17 protein-coding genes are annotated in these 20,870 nt (G+C 61.5%); 7 read left to right on the top strand and 10 right to left on the bottom strand.

The window, feature by feature from the left end; genetic code table 11:
- Positions 1 to 8: 8 nt before the first annotated feature.
- Together AB7828_RS27805 and AB7828_RS27800 are read right to left on the bottom strand one after the other, a co-directional pair.
- Positions 9 to 1,571: a serine hydrolase domain-containing protein gene (locus tag AB7828_RS27805; protein WP_441231738.1), complete on the bottom strand. Its 1,563-nt coding sequence runs from the start codon at positions 1,569 to 1,571 to the stop codon at positions 9 to 11.
- A 111-nt stretch (positions 1,572 to 1,682) separates the two neighbouring features.
- The gene (locus tag AB7828_RS27800; RefSeq protein ID WP_441231737.1) at positions 1,683 to 2,804 is read right to left on the bottom strand and encodes an HPP family protein; all 1,122 of its coding nucleotides are present in this window, start codon (positions 2,802 to 2,804) and stop codon (positions 1,683 to 1,685) included.
- A gap of 203 nt (positions 2,805 to 3,007) precedes the next feature.
- Here AB7828_RS27800 and AB7828_RS27795 point away from each other — a divergent pair, with 203 nt between their 5' ends.
- The 3 genes from AB7828_RS27795 (at position 3,008) to AB7828_RS27785 (ending at position 4,450) form a co-directional block, all read left to right on the top strand.
- Positions 3,008 to 3,532 carry a carboxymuconolactone decarboxylase family protein gene (locus tag AB7828_RS27795; RefSeq protein ID WP_441231736.1) on the top strand — a complete coding sequence of 175 codons (525 nt, stop codon included), beginning with the start codon at positions 3,008 to 3,010 and terminating at the stop codon, positions 3,530 to 3,532.
- 23 nt (positions 3,533 to 3,555) lie between these two features.
- The gene (ybaK, locus tag AB7828_RS27790; RefSeq protein ID WP_439073958.1) at positions 3,556 to 4,029 is read left to right on the top strand and encodes a Cys-tRNA(Pro) deacylase; all 474 of its coding nucleotides are present in this window, start codon (positions 3,556 to 3,558) and stop codon (positions 4,027 to 4,029) included.
- Positions 4,030 to 4,147: 118 nt separating this feature from the next.
- Positions 4,148 to 4,450, top strand: coding sequence for a DUF3551 domain-containing protein (locus AB7828_RS27785; protein ID WP_184513891.1), 303 nt, complete (start codon positions 4,148 to 4,150; stop codon positions 4,448 to 4,450).
- Between the two features lie 105 nt (positions 4,451 to 4,555).
- Here AB7828_RS27785 and AB7828_RS27780 read toward each other — a convergent pair whose 3' ends face one another.
- From AB7828_RS27780 to AB7828_RS27765, 4 genes are all read right to left on the bottom strand, one after another.
- Positions 4,556 to 4,741, bottom strand: a complete 186-nt coding sequence (locus AB7828_RS27780) for a hypothetical protein (RefSeq protein ID WP_441231735.1) — start codon at positions 4,739 to 4,741, stop codon at positions 4,556 to 4,558.
- A complete protein-coding gene (locus AB7828_RS27775; RefSeq protein WP_441232326.1) occupies positions 4,738 to 5,850 on the bottom strand; it encodes a PepSY-associated TM helix domain-containing protein in 1,113 nt (370 codons plus the stop codon). The genes AB7828_RS27780 and AB7828_RS27775 overlap by 4 nt, the downstream gene beginning before the upstream one ends.
- Positions 5,851 to 6,025: 175 nt before the next feature.
- On the bottom strand, positions 6,026 to 8,344 hold the full coding sequence (locus AB7828_RS27770; RefSeq protein ID WP_441231734.1) for a TonB-dependent siderophore receptor: 2,319 nt from the start codon (positions 8,342 to 8,344) through the stop codon (positions 6,026 to 6,028).
- Positions 8,345 to 8,565: 221 nt separating this feature from the next.
- On the bottom strand, positions 8,566 to 10,275 hold the full coding sequence (locus AB7828_RS27765; protein ID WP_441231733.1) for a methyl-accepting chemotaxis protein: 1,710 nt from the start codon (positions 10,273 to 10,275) through the stop codon (positions 8,566 to 8,568).
- 367 nt (positions 10,276 to 10,642) lie between these two features.
- Between AB7828_RS27765 and AB7828_RS27760 the strand changes: the two genes are divergently transcribed.
- Together AB7828_RS27760 and AB7828_RS27755 are read left to right on the top strand one after the other, a co-directional pair.
- Positions 10,643 to 11,557 (top strand): DMT family transporter, encoded by a 915-nt coding sequence (locus tag AB7828_RS27760; protein WP_439074076.1) that lies wholly within the window; start codon positions 10,643 to 10,645, stop codon positions 11,555 to 11,557.
- A 48-nt stretch (positions 11,558 to 11,605) separates the two neighbouring features.
- Positions 11,606 to 12,409, top strand: a complete 804-nt coding sequence (locus AB7828_RS27755) for a sugar phosphate isomerase/epimerase family protein (RefSeq protein ID WP_441231732.1) — start codon at positions 11,606 to 11,608, stop codon at positions 12,407 to 12,409.
- A 62-nt stretch (positions 12,410 to 12,471) separates the two neighbouring features.
- Here AB7828_RS27755 and AB7828_RS27750 read toward each other — a convergent pair whose 3' ends face one another.
- Positions 12,472 to 12,765 (bottom strand): antibiotic biosynthesis monooxygenase, encoded by a 294-nt coding sequence (locus tag AB7828_RS27750; RefSeq protein WP_441231731.1) that lies wholly within the window; start codon positions 12,763 to 12,765, stop codon positions 12,472 to 12,474.
- Positions 12,766 to 12,918: 153 nt separating this feature from the next.
- The gene (gene mbfA / locus AB7828_RS27745; protein WP_441231730.1) at positions 12,919 to 13,890 is read right to left on the bottom strand and encodes an iron exporter MbfA; all 972 of its coding nucleotides are present in this window, start codon (positions 13,888 to 13,890) and stop codon (positions 12,919 to 12,921) included.
- Between the two features lie 463 nt (positions 13,891 to 14,353).
- Between mbfA and AB7828_RS27740 the strand changes: the two genes are divergently transcribed.
- Both AB7828_RS27740 and AB7828_RS27735 read left to right on the top strand, forming a co-directional pair.
- Positions 14,354 to 15,283: a Bug family tripartite tricarboxylate transporter substrate binding protein gene (locus AB7828_RS27740; RefSeq protein WP_441232325.1), complete on the top strand. Its 930-nt coding sequence runs from the start codon at positions 14,354 to 14,356 to the stop codon at positions 15,281 to 15,283.
- A 309-nt stretch (positions 15,284 to 15,592) separates the two neighbouring features.
- Complete coding sequence (locus tag AB7828_RS27735; RefSeq protein ID WP_441231729.1) at positions 15,593 to 16,948, top strand: esterase-like activity of phytase family protein; 1,356 nt, start codon at positions 15,593 to 15,595, stop codon at positions 16,946 to 16,948.
- 118 nt (positions 16,949 to 17,066) lie between these two features.
- Here the strand turns inward: AB7828_RS27735 and AB7828_RS27730 are convergent, their stop codons facing one another.
- Both AB7828_RS27730 and AB7828_RS27725 read right to left on the bottom strand, forming a co-directional pair.
- On the bottom strand, positions 17,067 to 18,752 hold the full coding sequence (locus AB7828_RS27730) for a methyl-accepting chemotaxis protein (RefSeq protein WP_441231728.1): 1,686 nt from the start codon (positions 18,750 to 18,752) through the stop codon (positions 17,067 to 17,069).
- 179 nt (positions 18,753 to 18,931) lie between these two features.
- On the bottom strand, positions 18,932 to 20,620 hold the full coding sequence (locus tag AB7828_RS27725) for a cache domain-containing protein (RefSeq protein ID WP_089261690.1): 1,689 nt from the start codon (positions 20,618 to 20,620) through the stop codon (positions 18,932 to 18,934).
- Positions 20,621 to 20,870 lie beyond the last annotated feature (250 nt).

Here is a 20,870-nt window from a genome sequence, read left to right as displayed (position 1 = left end):
TTCGGCGATCAACCGCCCGACTGTCCGTCGATTGCGACATCGACACCTTCATAGTTCTTGCCGCGAAGACTGACCTTGTCGCCATCGAATGACAGCGTCCACGTCCGCGGGCGGCCGTCCTCGCCGAGGGTCCTGCGCTCGATTTCGAACGCATGTTCGTCGAGCCACCTCCCCTTCACTGCAATAACCCCAAATGCCGTTGGCGTCCCGCTGCGATACCGTCCGTCGAGCCCGAGAGGGCCACTGATTTTCTCAGCCCCTCTCGTGGGATTGCGACTATAGATTTCGAAATCATAATGTGGATGGGAGCCCACGAATGTCAGCGACAGCGACTTCACACCGAGAGGATTGGACGGAAAGGCGTAGGTCTTGCCTGATACCGCCGAGGCGATCGGAGGCGCGTCCTTAACTTCCACCTGTGCCTCGGTTGAAATAGCGCGAACAACGCTTGCGAGCCGCGCAGTGCCGGCAGGGTCCGGCTGTATTGCCGTCTCGGACCTGACAGCCTTTGGGATGGCGTCCACGATGTCGGTCACCGGGCAATTGTCTCGGCCGGTCGTCACGGCAACGAGGTCCAGTGCTGGATAGACCATCACAAGCTGACAGTGCAGCCCGCTCGCCCAATAGACATTGCGGTCAGGTCGCGCCCAGAAGAAGTTCGAATAGCGAAACTCCGGCGCAAAGGAGAGCTTCATGTCCACCGTGGCGTGGCTCACTCTGTCGATCCAGGCCGGCGGCACCAGCGGTTTGCCCTCCCACGTCCCGTTGTGCAGATACAGATAGCCGAATTTCGCCATGTCGCGCGGATGCAGCGCCAGGCCGTATCCGCCGGTCGAGATGCCCTGCGGATCGCGCCGCCATTTCCACGCCGTGATGCCCAACGGACCGAACAGCTTCGCTTTCGCGTAATCCTCCGCACTCATGCCGGTCACTTTGGCAAGGATGGCCGATAGCAGATGTGCATTTCCACTATCGTAATTGAAGCCGTCTCCCGGCGAAGCCGCCATCGGACGATCGAGAATGTACTGGATCCAGTCCCGGCTCCGCTCCATGCCGGCCGTCGACTCCAATGAGCGGTTGACACCGGCCCGGCCGTCCCGCGCAAGTCCGGACGTCATGTCCAACAGACTTTGAAGCGTGATCGCCTTCTTGGTGTCATCAAGGTTAGCAGCACTGCGCTCGCCGAAGAATGCCAGCATCCGCTGGTCCGTGCCCTTCAGGAGACCATCCTGCAACGCCATCGATGTCAGCGTGCCGATGACGGCCTTGGTGACGGAATTGACCACGTGCGGCAGATCGGCAGTGTAAGGCGCGTAATAGGCATCCAGAACGATCTTGCCATGGCGCACGATCAGCAGGCTGTCGAAGTCGTTGCGGCTTCCGAGCTCCAGCAGCGCGGCGAGCGCTGCCGAATCGACGCCCTGCTCTTCCGGCGTCGATGTCTGCCAGCCCTGGGTCGGCCACACGACGGCCCGTCCCTCCTCTGCGATGACGCCCTCACTACAAAACGCGGCGGCGAACATGCCCAGGCCGAGCACAAGCTTCAGAACGGGAATTCGTGAAGATCGCATGACGGCCTCGCTGTAAGTTTTAACGCTGCGCGAGAACCATATCTCCAGCTACAGATTGTTCAACCGAATTGCAGCTTCATTCCGTCCGCGAACTTGCAGGTGCACGATCGCCTACACGGCAACTGGAACAAGCTTCGCGACGGCGCTGAGCAAATCGGTCTGGGTGATCAGCCCCTGAATCATGCGGTCCTGATCGACGATGATGACGGCGTGTGTTCGTCCATCGGTCAGCGTCGGCAGCAAGGTCACCGCGGGCGTCTGCATCGTCGCCGTCGCTGCGGGCGACATGGATTTTCCGACATCGCCCGATTCTTTCATCAGCTCGCGGAGGCCGATCGTTCCGACGAGCTGTCCCTGCATGCCCAGAACGGGGAGCGTGCGGACATTGTGCAAGAGCAGCCGCGAGCGGGCCAGCTCGGCACTATCCCGCAGTCCGACCGTGACGACATCGCGCGACATGATGTCTCCGCACAGGATCGTGCCGTGCGAGCGCAACATGGCCTGCAGTTCGACCTGCCGCAGCAACGTTTCGAGATCGTCGGGGCTGATATCGAAAGTCTCGCTGAGCGCTTCCAGCGCCTTGTCGATATCCTCGGCGCGAAAGCCAACCCGAAGCTCCGGGCTGATGTCCGATGTCTGATGCGGATTTGCTGATGGCACTGGCGCCCCGTGCGGATAGGTCCGCCGCGAGATCTTGTGGAACAGATAGCCCAGCCCGACCAGAAGCACCGAGTTCAGGCCGACGGGCACGAATGGAAACAGATATCCCGATGCGGTCACGATGGGCCCGCCGATGATCGCCGTCAGCGCCGTGGCGCCGCCGGGCGGATGCAGGCAGCGCGCAAAGGACATCGCGGCGATGGCGAGCGATACGCCGAAGCCGATCGCCAGAATCTGGTCGGGAATGAGATGCGCGACAGCAACGCCGATCAGAGCCGAGATGGTATTGCCACCAATGATCGCCCAAGGCTGGGCCAGCGGACTGGTGGGAACCGCGAACAGGAGTACAGCAGATGCGCCAAGCGGCGCCACGATCAGCGGCAGGCTGGAGCTGTCGCCCAGCACAGATCGGCAGATCAATCCCGTGAGCACAATGCCCAGCAGTGCACCCAGGCAAGCAATCATGCGCTCGCCAAGCCGTGCCCCCGCCAGGATGGGGACGAACAGTCGAATACCTGTCTTGCGAGGTGCAACGTCGCTCGAAACGTTCCTTGGGTCTTCTCTTTTTGTCATTGAATCGAGACCGGCGCATGGCCCCGCCAGAATGACGGGCCCCCCTTTGACCACTATGCGCAAGCGCCTGCAATGTTGAATACGACACGCGGGCCTGACGATCGCGATCTGGCAGAGCTATCCCTGCTCGGCTACAACGTCCCGGCCATTCGCCCGAACGCGCCCCATCAGGAGGGCGCGACGGCGATCTCAAGGGAGGACCCATGGCCCGCATCGACTACAGCGATCCCGCCGCAGCCAGCGAACGCACCCGCGAGATCCTCGGCAAGAACCGCAATGCCAACATCTTCCGCATGATGGCGCATTCGCCCAGCTACCTCGAACAATATTGCCGGCTCGGCGGCGCCATCCGCAACAAGGGCGAGCTCGATCCCGTCATCCGCGAACTGGCGATCACCCGCACCGGCATTCTCTGCGAGGCGCCTTATGAAGTCGCCGCGCACAAGCGCATCGGCGGCTATGTCGGTGTGTCAAACGAACAGAACGCCGCGTTGGACGACTGGCAGGCGGCGACATGTTTCGATGACACGCAGCGCGCGGCGCTGGCGTTCACCGATGAGATCGTCAAACTGCATCGCCCCACCGACGCGACCTTCAAGGCGATCGCAGCCAAGCTGGCGCCCGGCGCGCTGGTGGAATTGCAGCTCGCGGTCGGCTTCTACATCATGACCTCGAAATTCCTCGAAAGTTTTGCTATCGACATGCAGCCCGTGTCCGAGGTCGTCTGAATTCACCACTGCTTGAGCACTCCATGTCGAAAACCACCCGTGCCACGCAGACGCTGAGCAAGCTCGGCGCCGCGTTCACCCTGCATACCTACGACTACGATCCCGACGCCGAGAGCATAGGCCTGCAAGCTGCGGAGGCACTCGGCATTGCGCCGCAACGCATGTTGAAGACGCTGATGGCCGAGGTGGATGGCAAGCCGGTCTGCGTCGTGGTGCCCTCCGACAAGGAGGTCAGCATGAAGAAGCTGGCCGCGGCCTTTCGCGGCAAGAGCGCAAAGATGATGCGCCCGGCCGACGCCGAACGGATGACCGGCTATCACGTCGGCGGTATCAGCCCGTTCGGACAAAAGAAGCGCGTGCCCGTCGCCATGGAGCAGGCGGCATTGTCGGAAAATACGATCTATCTCAATGGCGGCCAGCGCGGGCTGCAGATCGAGATTGCGCCGGAGGCCGCACGGGCAGCGCTGGATGCGATGGCAGCCACACTGACGGACTGATGCGCATCACCGCGGTTTGAAGTCCCGGTAGGACGGAGTGATCACGACGCGCTGTCGCAGGCGGGAACGGCGATGTAAGCTGCGCATTATCGATTTCAGACCTCAAGGGAGAATCGACATGCGCTCAATCCTGGCAGCAACCGCACTTCTGGTCGTGATGGGCGCCACGCCCTCCATGGCCCGCGAATATCCATGGTGCTCGCGCACCTCGGCCACCGGCTTCAATCCGAGCTGTACGTTCACCTCCTATAACCAGTGCATGGCGACCGTGAGCGGCCAGCGGGGCGACTGCATGCAGAACCCGATGCTGGCCTATGGCGACCAGCGCCGCGGCCAGAGCCGCGCGATGCGCGGTCAGCCCAACGACTGGGACAATGGATGGAACAACGGCTGGAACAATAACTGGGATCGGCGCTGGTAACCTCATAGGCCAATAACGGATTAGCCGAATGCGTATCCGTCGTTGGCGCTAGGATGCCGGAGACGTGGCGGAAGATGCTTCGCTCATCCGCCGTGCTTTCTCATGTCACTTCCGGCAATACGCCCACACCACGATCGCGATCGGCAGCCCAACGCCGAACCACGCAAAATAGCGGCCGGGATCGCCCGCGAGCAGCGCCGACAACAAGCCTGCCAGCGATAAGACGCCAATGACGATCGGCGCGCCGAACACGCGCCACCAGCTCGCCCTGCGCTCCTGCACCTCGCTCATGACGATCGTCCGAATGCTGCCGTCGCGCCGGCAGACAGCCGCGCCCCGCGCCTGACCTTGCTGCGCTTGACCGCCCACAAATACAGCCCGCTGCCAAGCACGATGATCGTGAAGACCGTGAGCAGCGCCCAGATGATCTTCAGCGGCATGCCGCCATAGTCGCCGAAATGCAGCGGCTGCGAGACCAGCACGGCTTTCAGATAGGTCGGTAGCTCGCTGGTATCGGACACGTCACCGGTCTCGCCATCGAGCAGCACCGGCTTCACCAGCCGCGACGTCAAAGGCGTGTCGCCGCGCAGGAAGACCGCGAAATGATGCGTCGATGTGAACGGCGTGCCAGGGAATGCGACGAAGGCCAGATCCATGCCGGGCGTCGTCTTCATGGCATTCCCGACGACCTTGTCCAGCGGCGCGAGCTGCGTCGGCGTGGGCTTGCCGGTATAGGGCGCGGCCATGGCAGCCAGTTCATTACGCTGCCAGATGCCGAGCATGACTTCGGCATAGGCATTGATAACGCCGGTGCCGCCGACCACCAGCGCCCAGACGATGGTGACCACGCCAAGCAGATTGTGCCAGTCGAGCCACAACACCCGGCGCGATTTCTGTTTGCGGATCGCCGCGAAATTCAGCCGGCGCGTGAACGGCCAGTACAGCACCACGCCGGAGATGATGGCGATCATGAAGAGGAAGCCCATGACACCCATGAACCACTTGCCGGGGAGACCGAGATACATGTCGGTGTGTAGCCGCAACATCACCAGCATCGGGCCGGTGCCGAGCAGACCCACCGGCTTCGCCGTATAGGCATCGAATGCCTTCACCACCGTGGTCTGCGGATCGGAGGTCACCGACGTGTTGGTGAAGGTCGAGACCATGCCGGGCTCGTCCTTGTCCCAGGCCATATAGAGCAACACACTGCCGGGATGATCCGCGATTGCCGCGCGGCCGATGGCATCGAGGCTGAGCTTCGGCGCGCCGGGCACATGCACATCCATCTTCGGCGCATAGCCGAGCGCCTCGTCGATCTCGTGATGAAAGATCAACGGCAGGCCGGTGAGGCACAGCAGCAGCAGAAAGACGGTCGAGACAAGGCTGGTCCATTTGTGGATCAGCGACCAGATGCGGGCCGTACGCGCTTTCAGGGGATCGATCCTTCTTCAACTACTGAAAATGTCGTCCCCGGCAAGCCGGAGACGACATGGGCAGATCATTTTGACGTGGCGACCGTGCGGCGAGCGGGACGTACGGCGACCTATTGCCGTGCCGTTTCGCTCGCCCGTACCGTTACCACTTGTAGCCGATGCTGCCGGTCACGCGGCGGCGATCGCCGTAGAAGCAGGAGTTCGGATCAGAACAGCTGCTAACATAGATCTCGTCCGCGACATTCTGAAGATTGACCGCCAAGCGCCAGTTCTGCCACTCGTAGTGAACTGCAAGGTCACCGAGCACACGCGACGGAACCGCTTGCTGATTGGCAGGATCGGCATAGGACGCACCGACATAGCGTACGCCGCCGCCGAAGCCGAAGCCAGCGAACGCACCTGACTGGAACGTATAGTCCGCCCAACCCGATGCCAGCTGACGCGGCGCAGCGGTCGGGACCTTGCCGATCAACAGCGGATTGAGATCCTGACTGATGAAGAGATTATAGGACGTGAACGAGCCGACCACCTTGAAGCCCGGCGCCAGATTGGCGACGGCCTCAAGCTCGATACCCCGCGACGTTACCTCGCCAAGCTGCGCTGGCAGGTTCGAGTTGGGAAAGTCAGTCGATGGCGTGTTCTGTCGCTTCAGGTCGAACAGAGCCACGCCGAAATGACCGTTGAAGCCATTGGGCTGGAATTTGACGCCAACCTCGGTCTGCTGTCCGGTCTCCGGCAACCGCAGTGCTCCCGTTGAGAACACCACACCGGTCAGCGGATTGTAACTGGTCGCGTAGGAGACATACGGCGCGAGACCGTTGTCGAAATTGTAGATCAACCCGGCGCGTCCAGTGAACTTGCTGTCTTCGCGGGTTGCGCTGGATCCAGCGCCCAGCCTGCTGACATCGTCCGTCGTGACGAAGTCGTTGCGGCCGCTCAGCACGAGCGTGAAGCGATCGAGCTTGATCTGATCCTGGGCATATACGCCGAGCTGCTTCTGCGTCAGGGTGCCATCGCGATAAGGCACTCCAGCGAACTGGGCGTTCGGCGTGTAGACCGGATTCACGACATTGATCGAGGTGGCAGGAAACAGCGAGGCCTGAAAATCGCTGATCTGGTAGTAGCGCATGTCGAGACCGAACAGCGTCGTGTGCTGCACTGCGCCGGTGCTAAAGCGATATTCAACCTGATTATCGAGGTTGGCCTGGTTCGCGATACCGCGGGTCGCAAAATACAAACGCGACAGATCGCCGGTCGCATTGGTACCAAGTCCCTGCAGCGTCGATAGATTGACGTCCGTGTGTGCGAAACGTGCATTCTGGCGGAAGGTGACACTGTCCGACAGGCGCCGTTCGAACAGATAGCCAAGCATTTCCTGCTCGCGCGTAAAACGATCTGCACTCGGCTCGCTGGCGAAGAATCCGGTTCCGATACGGCCGTAGGGCGCGGCGACCACGGTCCCGGTATAAGGCAGGAAGCCCTGTACCCGCGAGTCGTTCTTCGAAGCAGATGCCAGAACTGTCAGCGACGTATCCGCGTCCGGCTTCCAGGTTATCGACGGCGCGATGAAGTAGTTGTTGTCGGAAATATAATCAGTCTGTGTGTCGCCGCCCTTCACCTGCCCGACCAGTCGGGTGAAGATCTTGCCGTTTTCGATCGGCGTTGCGACCGGGCCACCGACATCGAATGACAGATAGCTGTTGCCATAATTATTGACGCCGACCTCCATATAGCGGATCGGCTCGGCCGGCGGCATCTTACTCACTACGTTGACGATACCACCAGTGCTGCTGCCACCGTACAGCACGGACGACGGCCCGCGCAGAACCTCAACGCGCTCCATGTTGAAAGGCTGCAGCTTCCATGTCGCGAACGCCGTGGCGAACAACTGCATGCCGTCAAGGAACACGCTGTTGTCGTCGGCCTTGAAGCCGCGGATCAGGAACCAATCATTGCGGGTATCGGAGCCGAACGTGCCTGCGAAAACACCAGGCGCGTAGCGCAACACTTCGTCGAGCTTGGTGGGCTTCTGATCGCGGATCTGTTCGGCGCCGATCACCGAGATCGCCTGCGGCGTTTCATTGATCGGCGTATTGGTCTTGGTGCCAGTCGAGCTACGATTGGCGACGTAGCCCTGGACCGGACCGCGCGGGCTTTCCACGAAAACATTGGTCTGGCGCGGAGCCACCGGACGCGGCGCAACGGCGGTGCGGGCGCGCGGCGTGCGGCTCGGCGCGGCGGCCGCGCGGCGACGCTGCTGCGGCTGGTTGACGACCACGGGCGGCAAAGGCTGCGCACCGGTCTGCGTGGAACTGGACTGCGCCAGCGACGTATCGAGCGTGACGACGCTGAGCGCACAGACCGACGACAGAAGCGCGAGACGCGACAAACGAATGGTGCTGTTCAAGGTGATCCCCAAAATCTCATCCGCATCGACATATTCGATGATGGATGACCTCATATGATGTATCGGGGTTAGAGGGACGGCCGCGTCACCGCCAATAGAAGCGTTCCAAACAACAAGCATTCTGCGGCAGTGTGACATCACTGCCGCAGATTTTAATGGTTCTAAATTTAGCGGGTATTTTTCTCAGCAAGATGCAGTCCAGGCGCGGCGGTCATGTCTGCCCGGAAATAGTTGTGGCGCCGTCGCGCGCGATTCTTGTCGTTCCCGGTGAATAGTTACGCGGCGCGCACCGAGCGCAGGAAGTTGCCGACCTCCTGCTTCAGTCGCGTGCTTTCGCTGGACAGCGACTGTGCCGCGGACAGAACCTGCGATGACGCCGAGCCTGCTTCTTCGACGCCGCGCTGCACGTCGGTGATGTTCGAACTCACCTGCATCGTGCCTGCTGCGGCCTGCTGCACGTTGCGCGAAATCTCCTGCGTGGTGGCGCCCTGCTCTTCAACGGCCGATGCGATGGCGGACGCAATCTCCGACATCTGACCGATGGTCATGGAGATCTCCTTGATGGCCGAGACCGAATCCTCGGTCGCTTTCTGGATGCCCGAGACCTGCTGGCTGATTTCACCCGTGGCCTTTGCAGTCTGCTCGGCCAGCGCCTTCACTTCCGCGGCAACCACCGCAAAGCCGCGACCGGCCTCACCGGCGCGCGCCGCTTCGATGGTGGCGTTGAGCGCGAGTAGATTGGTCTGCCCGGCGATATTGTTGATCAGCTCGACGACATCGCCGATGCGTGCCGCGGCCGTCGCCAGTTCGCTGACGCGGTTGTTGGTATTGTCAGCCTGCGCAACGGCCTCGCTGGCAATGCGCGCGGCGCCCTGCACCTGACGGCTGATCTCATGCACCGACGACGACATTTCCTCGGTGGCGGATGCGACCGACTGCACATTGGTGGCAGCTTCTTCCGATGCCGCCGACACCGCGATCGCCAAAGCCTGCGAGCGATCCGACGTTGCCGTCAATGTGGTGGCCGAACCTTCCAGTTCCTTCGAGGCAGCCGATACGGTCTCGACGATCTGGCCGACGGCGCCTTCGAAATCGGCGGCGAGCTTCATCATATCCGCCTTGCGCTGTTCGGCCGTGCGGCTTTCCGTAGCGATCTGCGCGACCTTCATGCGCTCGACTTCGAGGCCGTTCTCCTTGAATACACTCAGCGCCGTCATGATCTCGCCGATCTCGTCGCCGCGCCTGCTTGCCGGAACATCGACCGTGAGGTCGCCCTTGGCGAGCTTGTTCATCGTGGCGATGCTCGCCTTCAGCGGGCGCACGATGGTGCCGCGCGCCACGAAATAGCTGAGTACGATCGCCAGCAGCATGACCACGACCGTTGCGTAGACGATGGTCCACAGCGTGTCGTTGGCTGTCTCGAGGAAGTCGACCTTCTTGATGCCCACATAGAGAATGCCGATCACGTTGCGGCTGGCGTCGAAGATCGGATCATAGACGGTCATATACGGCTCACCGAGGATAGCCACTTCACCACGGAACGCGGTCTTGCCATTGAAGACCGCGTCATAGGCCGGCCCTTTCGCCAGCTGCGTGCCGATAGCGCGGGTGCCATCCGGCTTCATCACATTGGTCGAGATGCGGGTGTCATTCATGAAGATCGTCGCGGTGCCGCCGACCAGCGTCTTGATCTTGTCGACCGCTGCAAAATTGCCGTTCAGCGGCTTGCCATCGGCAAGCAGCTTGCCATCCGCGATGCTGTATTTGTCGCCGCTCTCGCGCAGCACGTTCCAGGCGACGCGCATGTTGGTCTCGACCCGCTCTGTCGCGGATTTGGCGGCGCCCTGTTCGAGCACGTATTTGGCGACCAACGTGATGCAGATGCCGAGGATGAGAATGCCGGAGACCGTCATCAACATGATGCGCGGGCCAAGACCGAGACCCCGGCGACGGCCGGGTTTGGGTTGGGAGGCGGACAATGGCATTGCGATCTCCTGTCGCGCCGACCCCTCGGTCGTGCGCTCAAAGCCGAACGGCTCCAGACACACTCACTGCACAACGTCGAGGAGGTATCCGGACCCGCAATTCAAGAAACAAGTTCCATCATTATGATTCAGTTCTATCGGCTAGCCGTTCGAAAGCAGTTAATGTTCGCCTGGCGGAAAAGGTATAATCGTCTGATTGTGCGTGTTTTTCGGCATCTAAATACCTGAATCGAGGCTCATTCTTGGCGTCCATTCGACGCATCTACCGATGCGCGCTCCGCTGCCGCGCATGGTGCCCGCGCGCCAGCGTGACTTGTGCCACCCGGCGAACTGCCGCCTATGGAAAGCTGCATTGACCATCGAGCCGATGACCCCTTCCGCTCCGCCGCGACAAACGATCGTCGGCTGGTTCGCCAACCAGCCTTATCTCCTGCTCAGCCTCACCTCGCTGTTCTGGGCCGGAAACATCGTGCTCGGCCGCTACGTCGCCGGCCACGTCCCGCCGGTGACACTGGCCTGCGTGCGCTGGATCGGAGCCTTTTTCCTGTTGCTGCCCTTCGCCTGGACGCATCTGCGCGCGGACTGGCCGGTCCTCCGCGCGCAGCTTTCTCTCATGACCATGCTGGCGCTGACCGGCTTCGCCGCCAATACGGTGCTCGCCTATTGGGGCCTGAAATACACGCAGGCCCTGAATGCGCTGCTGATCCAGTCGTCGGGCCCGCTCTGCGTCGCGCTGTGGACGCTGATCCTGTTCGGCGTGAGACTGACGCTGGCGCAACTGCTCGGCATTGTGGTTTCCATGGCCGGCGTGCTGATCATCATCCTGCGCGGCGATCTCACCGCACTGGCCAGTATCCAGATCAACAAGGGCGATGCCATGCTGTTCGCAGCGCTGCTGGTGTTCGGCATCTATTCGGCGCTGATGCTGCGGCGGCCGGTGACGCACCCGATGTCGCTGATTGCTTTCACCACCGCGGGCGGCGCGATCCTGACCCTGCCGGTCAGCATCTGGGAACTCAATTCCGGTTCACCGCTGATCTTCGACACCGTAACGCTGCTGACGCTCGCCTATGCCATGATCTTTCCGTCGGCGCTGGCCTATCTGTTCTTCAATCGCGGCATCGCACTGATCGGCCCGAATCGGGCGGCACCATTTCTGCATCTCATGCCGGTGTTCGGATCGGTATTGGCCATCGCGTTTCTCGGCGAACAGCCGCAACTGTTTCACCTGATCGGCTACGTGCTGGTGCTGTCGGGCGTATTCATCGCATCACGGCGATAGGCCAAACATCCGCTCCGGCCAGCCTGACATCGGGAGTAGAAACATCACATGACCGTTTTCTCGCTCGCCCACCTCACCGTGCTATCGCTGGCGCCGCCAGAGATGATCGACGTTGCCGCGCGCTGCGGCTACCGGAGTGTCGGACTGAGACTGATCGCCGTGACCGCGGAAAGCCCTGGCTACCCGCTGATGAACGACAAGGCGATGATGCGGCAAACCAAGGCGCGTCTCGCCGATACCGGACTGCACGTGCTCGATATTGAACTCGTCAAGATCACGCCCGGGATCGACGTCGCGGCGCTTGAGCCGATACTCACCGCCGGCGCGGAGCTCGGAGCCCGCCATGTCATCGTCGCGCCCTATGATCCCGACTTGTCCCGCCTCGCCGACCGACTGGCGGCCATCGCCGATCTTGCGGCGCGATACGGCATCATGCCGGTGATGGAGTTCTTTCCCTGGACCAATGTGTCGAACCTGCACAAGGCGCGCGCCATCGTCGAGACCGCAGGCCGCGCCAATGCGGGTATCCTTGTCGATACGCTGCATTTCGACCGCTCCGACAGCAGCCTCGCCGAACTCGACGACATGCCATCGCACTCGCTGCCGTTTTTCCATTTTTGCGATGCTCCGGCGGAGAAGCCTGGCACAGTGGAAGGACTGCTGCACACCGCGCGCGCTGAACGGCTGCCACCCGGCGACGGCGGCATCGACCTCTGCGCCATTGCCGCGCACCTGCCGAAGCATATTCCGGTCGCGCTCGAAGTGCCGATGGATGCGCTGACCCGGGAGCGCGGCCCCGAAGAAGTCGCGCGCCGCGCAATCGCCGGCGCGAAGCGCCTGCTGGGAGATTGAGAATCTAGCGAGTAATCTACGCGCACATGCCACCGCCCGGCATAGCACCTGTCTCGCGCGCGTTATGCCAACGTATGAACGATAACCGGCCCGGCTATCGCTGTGGCTGGTCCAATCAGCAAGGGCGCCAGATTCTGTTCGCTCCACGCGAGCCCGCGTCGGTTCGACTCCTCGGCGCCCGCGAAATTGTTGAAGATGCTGATCGCCGTCACCGTATCGTCGGACGCATAGACCACATAATAGGCCATGAAACCTTCGACATCACTGATGATCGGAATGGCACCTTCCTTGATCCTGCACGTCAGTTCCTCAGCCATGCCGGTCTTTGCCTTGCTCTGACGAATGGCAGCATACATGGGACGCTCCTTCACCCGTAAGCTGCCCGCGATCGCACCTGCCGCGATCATGCATCGCACACACTCATCATCGGCGGGACGAGCAGCAGGGTTTCCCGCGCATAGAACCTACGCCATCCCGCGCAACGACGCCATCTGACGCCTCCCCACCCACTACGCGCCTCCGATCAATATTCCCACCGCCAGAACGATGACGCCGCCAAGCACCACCTGAAAGACGGCCTGCAGGAACGGCGTATCCATATAGCGCGCCCTGATATAGGCGATGGCCCAGAGTTCGAAAAAAACGACAACACCTGCGATGGCCGTCGCGATCCAGAATGCATTCGGCCAGCTGTCCGGCACGAGATAAGGCAGAGTATGGCCGAGACCGCCCAGCGTCGTCATCAGCCCGCAGATGCCGCCACGCAACCACGGCGAGCCGCGTCCGGTCATGGAGCCATCGTCCGACAATGCTTCAGCGAAACCCATGCTGATGCCGGCGCCGATCGACGCGGCGAGGCCAACAAGGAATGTCTGCCAGTTGTGATGTGTTGCAAACGCGGCCGCAAACAGCGGCGCCAGCGTCGATACGGAGCCGTCCATCAAGCCCGCAAGACCTGGCTGGACATATTGCAGGACGAACATCCGGTGGCGGGTGTTGTCCTCCACCGTACGAACGTCGGACGTCAGGATGGCATCCGATAGTTTGGCCGCGAGATGCTCGTGTCCTTTTTCCAGCTCGGCCAGATCGCCCAGTAACTTGCGAACGCCGACATCCGTCGCCTGCTCGGCGGCCCTGGCGTAAAAGCGCTCGGCCTCGAACTCCATCCTCTCGGCTTCCTTGCGGATGGTGTCGAGCGACAGGTTACGCGTGAGCCAGATTGGTCGGCGGCGGATGAAGCCCTTGACGTCTTCGCGCCGGATCGGCGGAAGGTTCGGTCCGAAGCGCTCCTCATACATCTGCAACAGCAGATGCCGATGGCCCTTTTCCTCTTCGGCCATCTCGCTGAAGACTTTCGCGGAATCGGGATAGCGCTCTGCCAGATCCTCGGCGAAGCTGAGATAGATCCGGCTGTCCTCTTCCTCGCTGGAGATCGCAACCGCCAGCACCTCGCGTTCGGTGAGGTCCGAAAACGCCTTCATATCAATGCCTTGCTCAGTTTAGAACTATTCTAATTTATATAAGAGCTGCTGTGCATTTGTCAAAGAGCTTTGCGCCTGCGCGGGCTGAACCTGTCGCTGGTCGGGAAGCAGTAGCGGCGACGAGAAGGATCGCAACGAACCGACCGTGCGTGCTCCGGAGGTCGCCCCGGCATTCGCACCGACCCCGACGTGGAGATGCTGCGGAGATCAGCGGCCGTCTGCAGGTGCTGTCGCTCACGAACGCGAGAAGGTCGACCTGGTGCAGGAGAAGTCGATGCATGGCCTACACCATCGACAGCGCGCTCACCTAAACTGCATACCTTTCCGCTTTCGTGCGTCACCGACCTCCGCTAGTTTGCCCGCAACAAACACGAGCTACCAAGGCCGATTCAGGGAGAAAAGCGGAATGCACGGACTTTCAATTCTTCGCGGTGTGGCGAGCGCATCGCTTATCGGAGCGCTCCTGTTGGCGACTCCGGCCGCCATCGCACAAACTGCGAATTATCCGAACCGGGCGATCACGCTGGTGCTCCCGTTCGCCGCAGGCAGCGGCACCGACACTACGACGCGCCTGATCGCCAAGGAGCTCGGCACCGCGCTGAACGCCAACACCGTGATCGACAACAAAGCCGGCGCCAATGGTTCGATCGCCGCCAGTTTCGTCGCCCGCGCCCCCGCCGACGGTTACACGCTGTTCGTCACGACCAACACGACGCATTCGGCCAATCCTTTTCTGCTCAAGACCATGAGCTATGATCCGATCAAGGATTTCACGCCGATCGCGCGCACCGGCGACCTGCCCTTCATGCTCGTGATCAATCCCGAGATTCCCGCCAACTCCGTGGAAGAGCTGATCGCGCTCGCCAAGAAAGAGCCGGGCAAGTACTCCTACGCATCGGGCAGTTCGTCGGCGATCGTCTCGGGCGCGACCTTTGCCCGCCTCGCCAAGCTCGATCTCCTGCACGTGCCTTACAAGAGCTCACCACCGGCGCTCACCGATGTCATCGCCGGCCGTGTCAGCATGATGTTCGTGGACGTCCCGACCGGCCTGCCGCATGTCAACGCCAAGGCGTTGAAGTCGCTCGCGGTGACCACCAAATATCGCTCCAAACTGCTGCCGGATCTGCCGACCATGGACGAGGCCGGCGTGAAGGGCTTCGACATTACGTCGTGGCAGGGCTATCTCGGCCCGGCCAACATGCCGAAAGACATCGTCGTCAAGCTCAACGCCGAAATCCGCAAGATCGTCGAGCGCCCCGAAATCCAGAAAGACCTGGCCAACCGCGGCATGGAAGCCTTTTCCGGTACGCCGGAAGAATTCGACGCCTTCCTGAAGGATCAGCTCAAGGTGTGGGAGAAGCTGATCACGGATGCAGGGATCGAGAAGCAGTAGGCGCATTTCAGATAGAACCGCACGGCAGCTATGTTCGTCATGCCCGGCGAATGCCGGGTATCCACGTCTCGGCCACAAAGAAGACGTGGATGGCCGGGACATCCAGCGAAGCCGCGCTTCGCGCTTTGCCCGGCCATGACGATGGTTTTGCGTGGGTTGAACGAAGAGGAACCGCGCCTAACCCGCAGACTCGGCGACTGCATGTCGCAGGGTTTTCCCCTCTCGTCATTTTCTTGTCACGGAACTGTCAGCGCAGCGTAACGCCCGCGCCCCAGAACACGCCGCATGGTCACCACAAAGGAGACAACCATGCGCAGCACATTCCTCTGCTCCGTCGCTTACCTCGTCATGCTTTCTTCCGCAGCCTTTGCGCAGTCGGAAGGCGAATTTCCAGCCAAACTCGCCGGCCATGCCGTGCTGCCGGCGACGTCGACCATCGACGCCCCTGCCGACGCACCGAATGACCTGAAGACCTCGGGCAAATACACCACCGGCAAGCGCGTCGACGCGCTCGGCACCGTGATGGGCAAGTCCTATGAGCGCGCCACCGGCATCTCGCTGCCGATGAAGGGCCAGCCGCTGCAGGGCCATTCCGGCATCAAGGTGATGCCCGACGGTTCGTTCTGGGTGCTGACCGACAATGGCGCCGGCTCGCGCTACAATTCGGCCGACTACATGATCTATCTCAATCATCACAAGATCGACTGGAAGAACGGCAAGGTCGAGCGTCAGGCCACCGTGTTCCTGCACGATCCCGACAAGAAGGTGCCGTTCCGCATCGTTCATGAAGACACCGCCAAGCGCTACCTGACCGGCGCCGATGTCGACACCGAAGGCTTCCAGATCGTCGGCGACAATTTCTGGATCGGCGAGGAATTCGGCCCCTACATCATCAAGGCCGACAAGACCGGCAAGGTTCTGGCTGTGTTCGACACCGTCGCCGACGGCAAGCCGGTGCGTTCGCCCGACCATTGGTCGGTGCAGTCGCCGGGTGCGCCGGGCGCCACCTACACCACCGTCAATCTGCGCCGCTCCAAGGGCTATGAAGGCTTCGCCTCCTCCAAGGATGGCAAGTTCCTCTACGGCCTGCTCGAAGGCCCCATCTGGGATGCCGAGAAGAAGGACTGGGAAAAGGTCGACGGCAAGGAAGCTTCGCGCATCCTGGAATTCGACGTCGCCAACGAGAAGTTCACCGGTCGCTACTGGCAGTACGTGTTCGAACAGAACGGCAATGCCATTGGCGACTTCAACATGATCACCGCCGACAACGGCCTGATCATCGAGCGTGACAACGGCGAAGGCACCAAGGACAAGGCCTGCGCCGACGGCAAGCGCGGTGAAGACTGCTTCCCGGATCTCGCCAAGTTCAAGAAGGTCTACAAGATCGAACTGAACGACGCCAATGTCGGCAAGCCCGTTCGCAAGATTGGTTTCATCGACCTGATGAAAATCCAGGACCCGAACAAGCTGGCCCGCAAGCCGCTGAATGACGGCGTGCTGACCTTCCCGTTCTTCACCATCGAGAACGTCGACCAGGTTGACGCCACCCACATCATCGTCGGCAACGACAACAACCTGCCGTTCTCGTCGAGCCGCGAGCCGAACAAGGCCGACGACAACGAGTTCGTGCTGCTCGAAGTCGCCGACTTCCTGAAGGCGAAGTAAGCAACGCGAACAGGCCCCCGCCTGAAACGACGAAAGCCCTCCCGCAAGGGAGGGCTTTTTGCGTTAGAGCGTGATCTACTTTCCTCTCCCACAAGGGGAGAGAGGGGAAGAGGAGCCTCTACGCCGCACGCACCTTGGTCAGGAACTCGTCCACCGCCGTCCGCAACATGCCGGACTGGGTGTCGAGCTCCCTGGCATTCGACAACACCTGCGAGGCCGCCGTCCCGGTCGCTTCCGCTGCGCTGCTGACGCCGCCGATATGCTCGCTGATTTCACTGGAGCCCGCCGCGACCGACTGAATGTTGCGCGCGATTTCCCGCGTGGCCTCGCCCTGCTCCTGGACGGCCGTGGAGATGCTGGTGGTGATCTCGCTCATCTGCGCGATGGTCCCCGTAATGGCGCTGATCGAAAGCACGGCTTCGCTGGTGGACGCCTGCATGGCGGCGACCTGGGCGGAGATCTCTTCGGTAGCCTTGGCGGTCTGGCTCGCCAATGCCTTCACTTCAGAGGCGACGACCGCAAAGCCGCGGCCGGATTCACCGGCACGCGCCGCTTCGATGGTCGCATTCAGCGCGAGCAGATTGGTCTGGGAGGCGATGCTGTGGATCAACTGAACCACTTCGCCGATCTTCTCCGCGCCGCTGGACAGCAGCTGAACGGTCGCATTGGTGCGCTCCGCGTCGCCGACTGCCTTGCTCGCAATTTGGCTCGACTGCGAGACCTGCCGCAAGACTTCGCTGACCGAAGCCGACAATTCCTCGGCGGCGGCTGCAACCGTGCTGACATTGTCAGACGACCGCTCCGACGCAGCGCCGACCGTCGATGCACGCGAACTGGCATCGCTGGCGGTCGCCGTCATGGATTGTGCGGTGGTCTGCATCCCTGCCGCTGCCGTCGATACCGAGCGAACAATCCCGTTGACGCTGCGTTCGAAATCATCGGCGATGCTCTCCATGGTCGAACGCCGCTCGGCAGACGCGCGCGCTTGCGTCTCGGCTTCGATCTTGTCGAGCCCGCGAATCCGGACCGCATTGTCCTTGAAGACCTGGACGGTCGAAGCCATCGCACCGATCTCATCGCCGCGCCCGGTCCCGGGAATGTCGTCTTCGAGCGCGCCATCGGCCAGCGTGCGCATCCGCGCACCGAGCTGACCGAGCGGGCGGCTGATGCTGCGACCGATCATCCAGGCGATACCGCCCGCGACCGCACCGATGGCAAGGATCGCCAAACCGAGCGCCCAGATGATCGGCTTCAACCTGGCATCGAGGTCTTCCAGATAGGCTCCGGCGCCCACATACATGTTCCATCCCGGGATCGCGGCGGCATAGGCAACCTTGCGCAGCGGCTCCGTCTGGCCGGGTTTGACGTAGTCATAGAACATCGTGTGCTCGCCTTTGGCAGCAACACTGTCGCGCCACTCGCGACCGATCGCCTTGCCATTGGTCACCACATCGAGACGGTTCTGACCGATCTGCTTGGCATCCGGCGACAACACCGTCACGCCGTCCATCATGGAGCCGAACAGATAGCCAGCGCCGTTGTCGTAGGTCATCGTGTTTGCACGACGACCGAATTCAGCCATCGCGGCTTCCTTGGTGAGCTGGCCGGCGTCGACTTGTTTCTGCAATCCAATCGCCACGCTGCGCGCGGCATCGACGAAGTGGCGAAGCTCCTCGATCCTTGAGGTCATCATTTCGCGCTGAACGAAATATCCCGCGAGAACGCCAGACGCGCACAGACCAAGCAACATGACACCCACCAGAATACCTAGCTTGGGCGTGATCGTCAGATTACTTATCTTCACAATGAGTTCTCCAAAAAAGGTCGCGGGTGCAAATACCAATTGAGGAGAAGAATACCGAACAGACCTTTTTTTGTTCTTTACAAACCAAACCCGCAAATCATCGAGCCTGTGATACTTGATGATGAGCAACGATTGCAGCGCTACAAGAGCTCGCTCTCCGCGAGAGAAGAGGAAAGGCTCTACGCTGCGCGAACCTTCGCGAGGAATTCATCCACCGCCTTGCGCAGGATGCTCGACTGGCCGTCCAGCTCCTTTGCATTCGACAGCACCATGCCTGCCGCCTGCCCCGTTGCTTCCGCCGCTGCGCTGACGCCGCCGATATGAGCGCTGACCTCGCTCGAGCCAGCGGCAACCGACTGGATGTTGCGCGCGATCTCCTGCGTGGCCGAACCCTGCTCTTCCACTGCCGCCGAGATCGTCGTGGTGATCTGGCTCATCTGAGCGATCGTGCCGGTGATGGCGTTGATCGAGTTGACAGCCTCTTGCGTCGACGCCTGCATCGCCGCAACCTGCGCCGAGATTTCCTCGGTCGCCTTCGCCGTCTGGCTCGCCAGCGCCTTCACCTCCGACGCGACGACCGCGAAGCCACGGCCGGATTCACCGGCGCGTGCCGCTTCGATGGTTGCGTTCAGCGCAAGCAGATTGGTCTGCGATGCGATGTTGTGGATCAGCTGCACGACCTCGCCAATCTTCTCGGCGCCGCTGGAGAGCTGCTGCACCGTCGCATTGGTGCGCTCCGCATCGCCCACGGCCTTGCTGGCGATATCGCTCGAGGCTGCGACCTGACGCAGCACTTCGCTGACCGATGCCGATAGTTCTTCAGCCGCCGCCGCAACCGTGCTCACATTGTCAGATGAGCGCGCCGATGCCGCACCGACCGTCGATGCGCGCGAGCTCGCGTCGCTTGCTGTCGCCGTCATCGACTGCGCGGTGCTCTGCATACCAGCCGCGGCGGTGGAGACGGAACGCACGATGCCGTTGACGCTGCGCTCGAAATCATCGGCGAGGCTTTCCATCGCCGCACGGCGTTCGGCAGCAACACGGGCCTGCGATTCCACCTCGATCTTGTCGAGCCCGCGGATACGCACCGCGTTGTCCTTGAACACCTGAACCGTTGCGGCCATGGCGCCGATCTCGTCGCCCCGATCGACGTCGGGGATCGCTTCATCCAGCGCGCCATCGGCGAGACCGCGCATGCGCGCGCCGAGCCGGCGAAGCGGGATGGTGATGCTGCGGCCAATCATCCAGGCAAGCGCGCCGAGAATGACAATGACCGCGAGTGCCGCGATCATCACGGTGCGCGCACTCTCCCAGAGCTGTACCTGCAAGTCGTCGATATAGACGCCGGTGCCGATCACCCAGCCCCAGGGCTCGAAACCGACGACATAAGAGAGCTTCGGCTGCGGTGCGTCCTTGCCGGGTTTCGGCCAAAGATAATCGACGAAGCCGGCCTTCTGCTTCTTTACGACATCGGCGAATTCGACAAACAGCCGCTTGCCGTTCGGGTCCTTGTTGCCGGAGAGATCGCTGCCGTTCATCTCGGGCTTGATCGGATGCATCACCATGCGCGGCTGCAGGTCGTTGATCCAGAAGTAATCGCCATTGCCGTAGCGCAGTTTACCGATACGCGCTGCTGCGGTCTTGCGCGCGGCCTCGTCCGACACGCCGCTACGCTGAATCGTCGCGTATTCTTCCTGCGCGATGCCGAGCGCCAGCTCCGTGAGATGGGTCAATTCGCTCTGACGCTGCTGCTTGAGGGAGTCGCCGAGGGTGTTCAGCTGCATCCAGGCCAGCCCGGCGAGGCCAAGAAAGCTCAAGCCAATGATGCTGTAGAGGCGAAGGCCGATCGAAATTTTCAAACGATTCATGGGAAGTATCCCTGTAAGGCGCGCTGAAATAAGCGAGTCACCATCGCAGGGTGTAGTTTCGAGTTCGTGAAGTGGTGTGTAGTTCCGTTTTTGCAACCGCGGTTATAGGTTACCTCGAATGCACCAAAAGTCGCGCTACAGGTAGCTGCGCACCACTATGAACTATCATTATGCAGATTTTAAATTTGGTGGTGCTGCGATACGACGCAGCGGCCGAAGCTCAATAGTTCAGGCAAGTCCAGCCTGGTAG

Origin of the sequence: Tardiphaga sp. 215_C5_N2_1, from assembly GCF_052076055.1 — a bacterium.
GTDB lineage: Bacteria > Pseudomonadota > Alphaproteobacteria > Rhizobiales > Xanthobacteraceae > Tardiphaga > Tardiphaga robiniae.
The sequence above is the reverse complement of the archived record's forward strand: the minus strand, read 5'-3'. Positions and strand labels throughout refer to the sequence as shown.

What these genes read in the sequence shown, in the direction of transcription:
- AB7828_RS27755 (WP_441231732.1), top strand. Translation starts at nt 11,606, where the DNA reads ATGACCGTTTTCTCGCTCGCCCACCTCACCGTGCTATCGCTGGCGCCG.
- AB7828_RS27735 (WP_441231729.1), top strand. Translation starts at nt 15,593, where the DNA reads ATGCGCAGCACATTCCTCTGCTCCGTCGCTTACCTCGTCATGCTTTCT.
- AB7828_RS27805 (WP_441231738.1), bottom strand. Translation starts at nt 1,571, where the DNA reads ATGCGATCTTCACGAATTCCCGTTCTGAAGCTTGTGCTCGGCCTGGGC.
- AB7828_RS27750 (WP_441231731.1), bottom strand. Translation starts at nt 12,765, where the DNA reads ATGTATGCTGCCATTCGTCAGAGCAAGGCAAAGACCGGCATGGCTGAG.
- AB7828_RS27725 (WP_089261690.1), bottom strand. Translation starts at nt 20,620, where the DNA reads ATGAATCGTTTGAAAATTTCGATCGGCCTTCGCCTCTACAGCATCATT.
- AB7828_RS27800 (WP_441231737.1), bottom strand. Translation starts at nt 2,804, where the DNA reads ATGACAAAAAGAGAAGACCCAAGGAACGTTTCGAGCGACGTTGCACCT.
- AB7828_RS27785 (WP_184513891.1), top strand. Translation starts at nt 4,148, where the DNA reads ATGCGCTCAATCCTGGCAGCAACCGCACTTCTGGTCGTGATGGGCGCC.
- AB7828_RS27765 (WP_441231733.1), bottom strand. Translation starts at nt 10,275, where the DNA reads ATGCCATTGTCCGCCTCCCAACCCAAACCCGGCCGTCGCCGGGGTCTC.
- ybaK (WP_439073958.1), top strand. Translation starts at nt 3,556, where the DNA reads ATGTCGAAAACCACCCGTGCCACGCAGACGCTGAGCAAGCTCGGCGCC.
- AB7828_RS27795 (WP_441231736.1), top strand. Translation starts at nt 3,008, where the DNA reads ATGGCCCGCATCGACTACAGCGATCCCGCCGCAGCCAGCGAACGCACC.
- AB7828_RS27770 (WP_441231734.1), bottom strand. Translation starts at nt 8,344, where the DNA reads ATGAGGTCATCCATCATCGAATATGTCGATGCGGATGAGATTTTGGGG.
- mbfA (WP_441231730.1), bottom strand. Translation starts at nt 13,890, where the DNA reads ATGAAGGCGTTTTCGGACCTCACCGAACGCGAGGTGCTGGCGGTTGCG.
- AB7828_RS27780 (WP_441231735.1), bottom strand. Translation starts at nt 4,741, where the DNA reads ATGAGCGAGGTGCAGGAGCGCAGGGCGAGCTGGTGGCGCGTGTTCGGC.
- AB7828_RS27760 (WP_439074076.1), top strand. Translation starts at nt 10,643, where the DNA reads ATGACCCCTTCCGCTCCGCCGCGACAAACGATCGTCGGCTGGTTCGCC.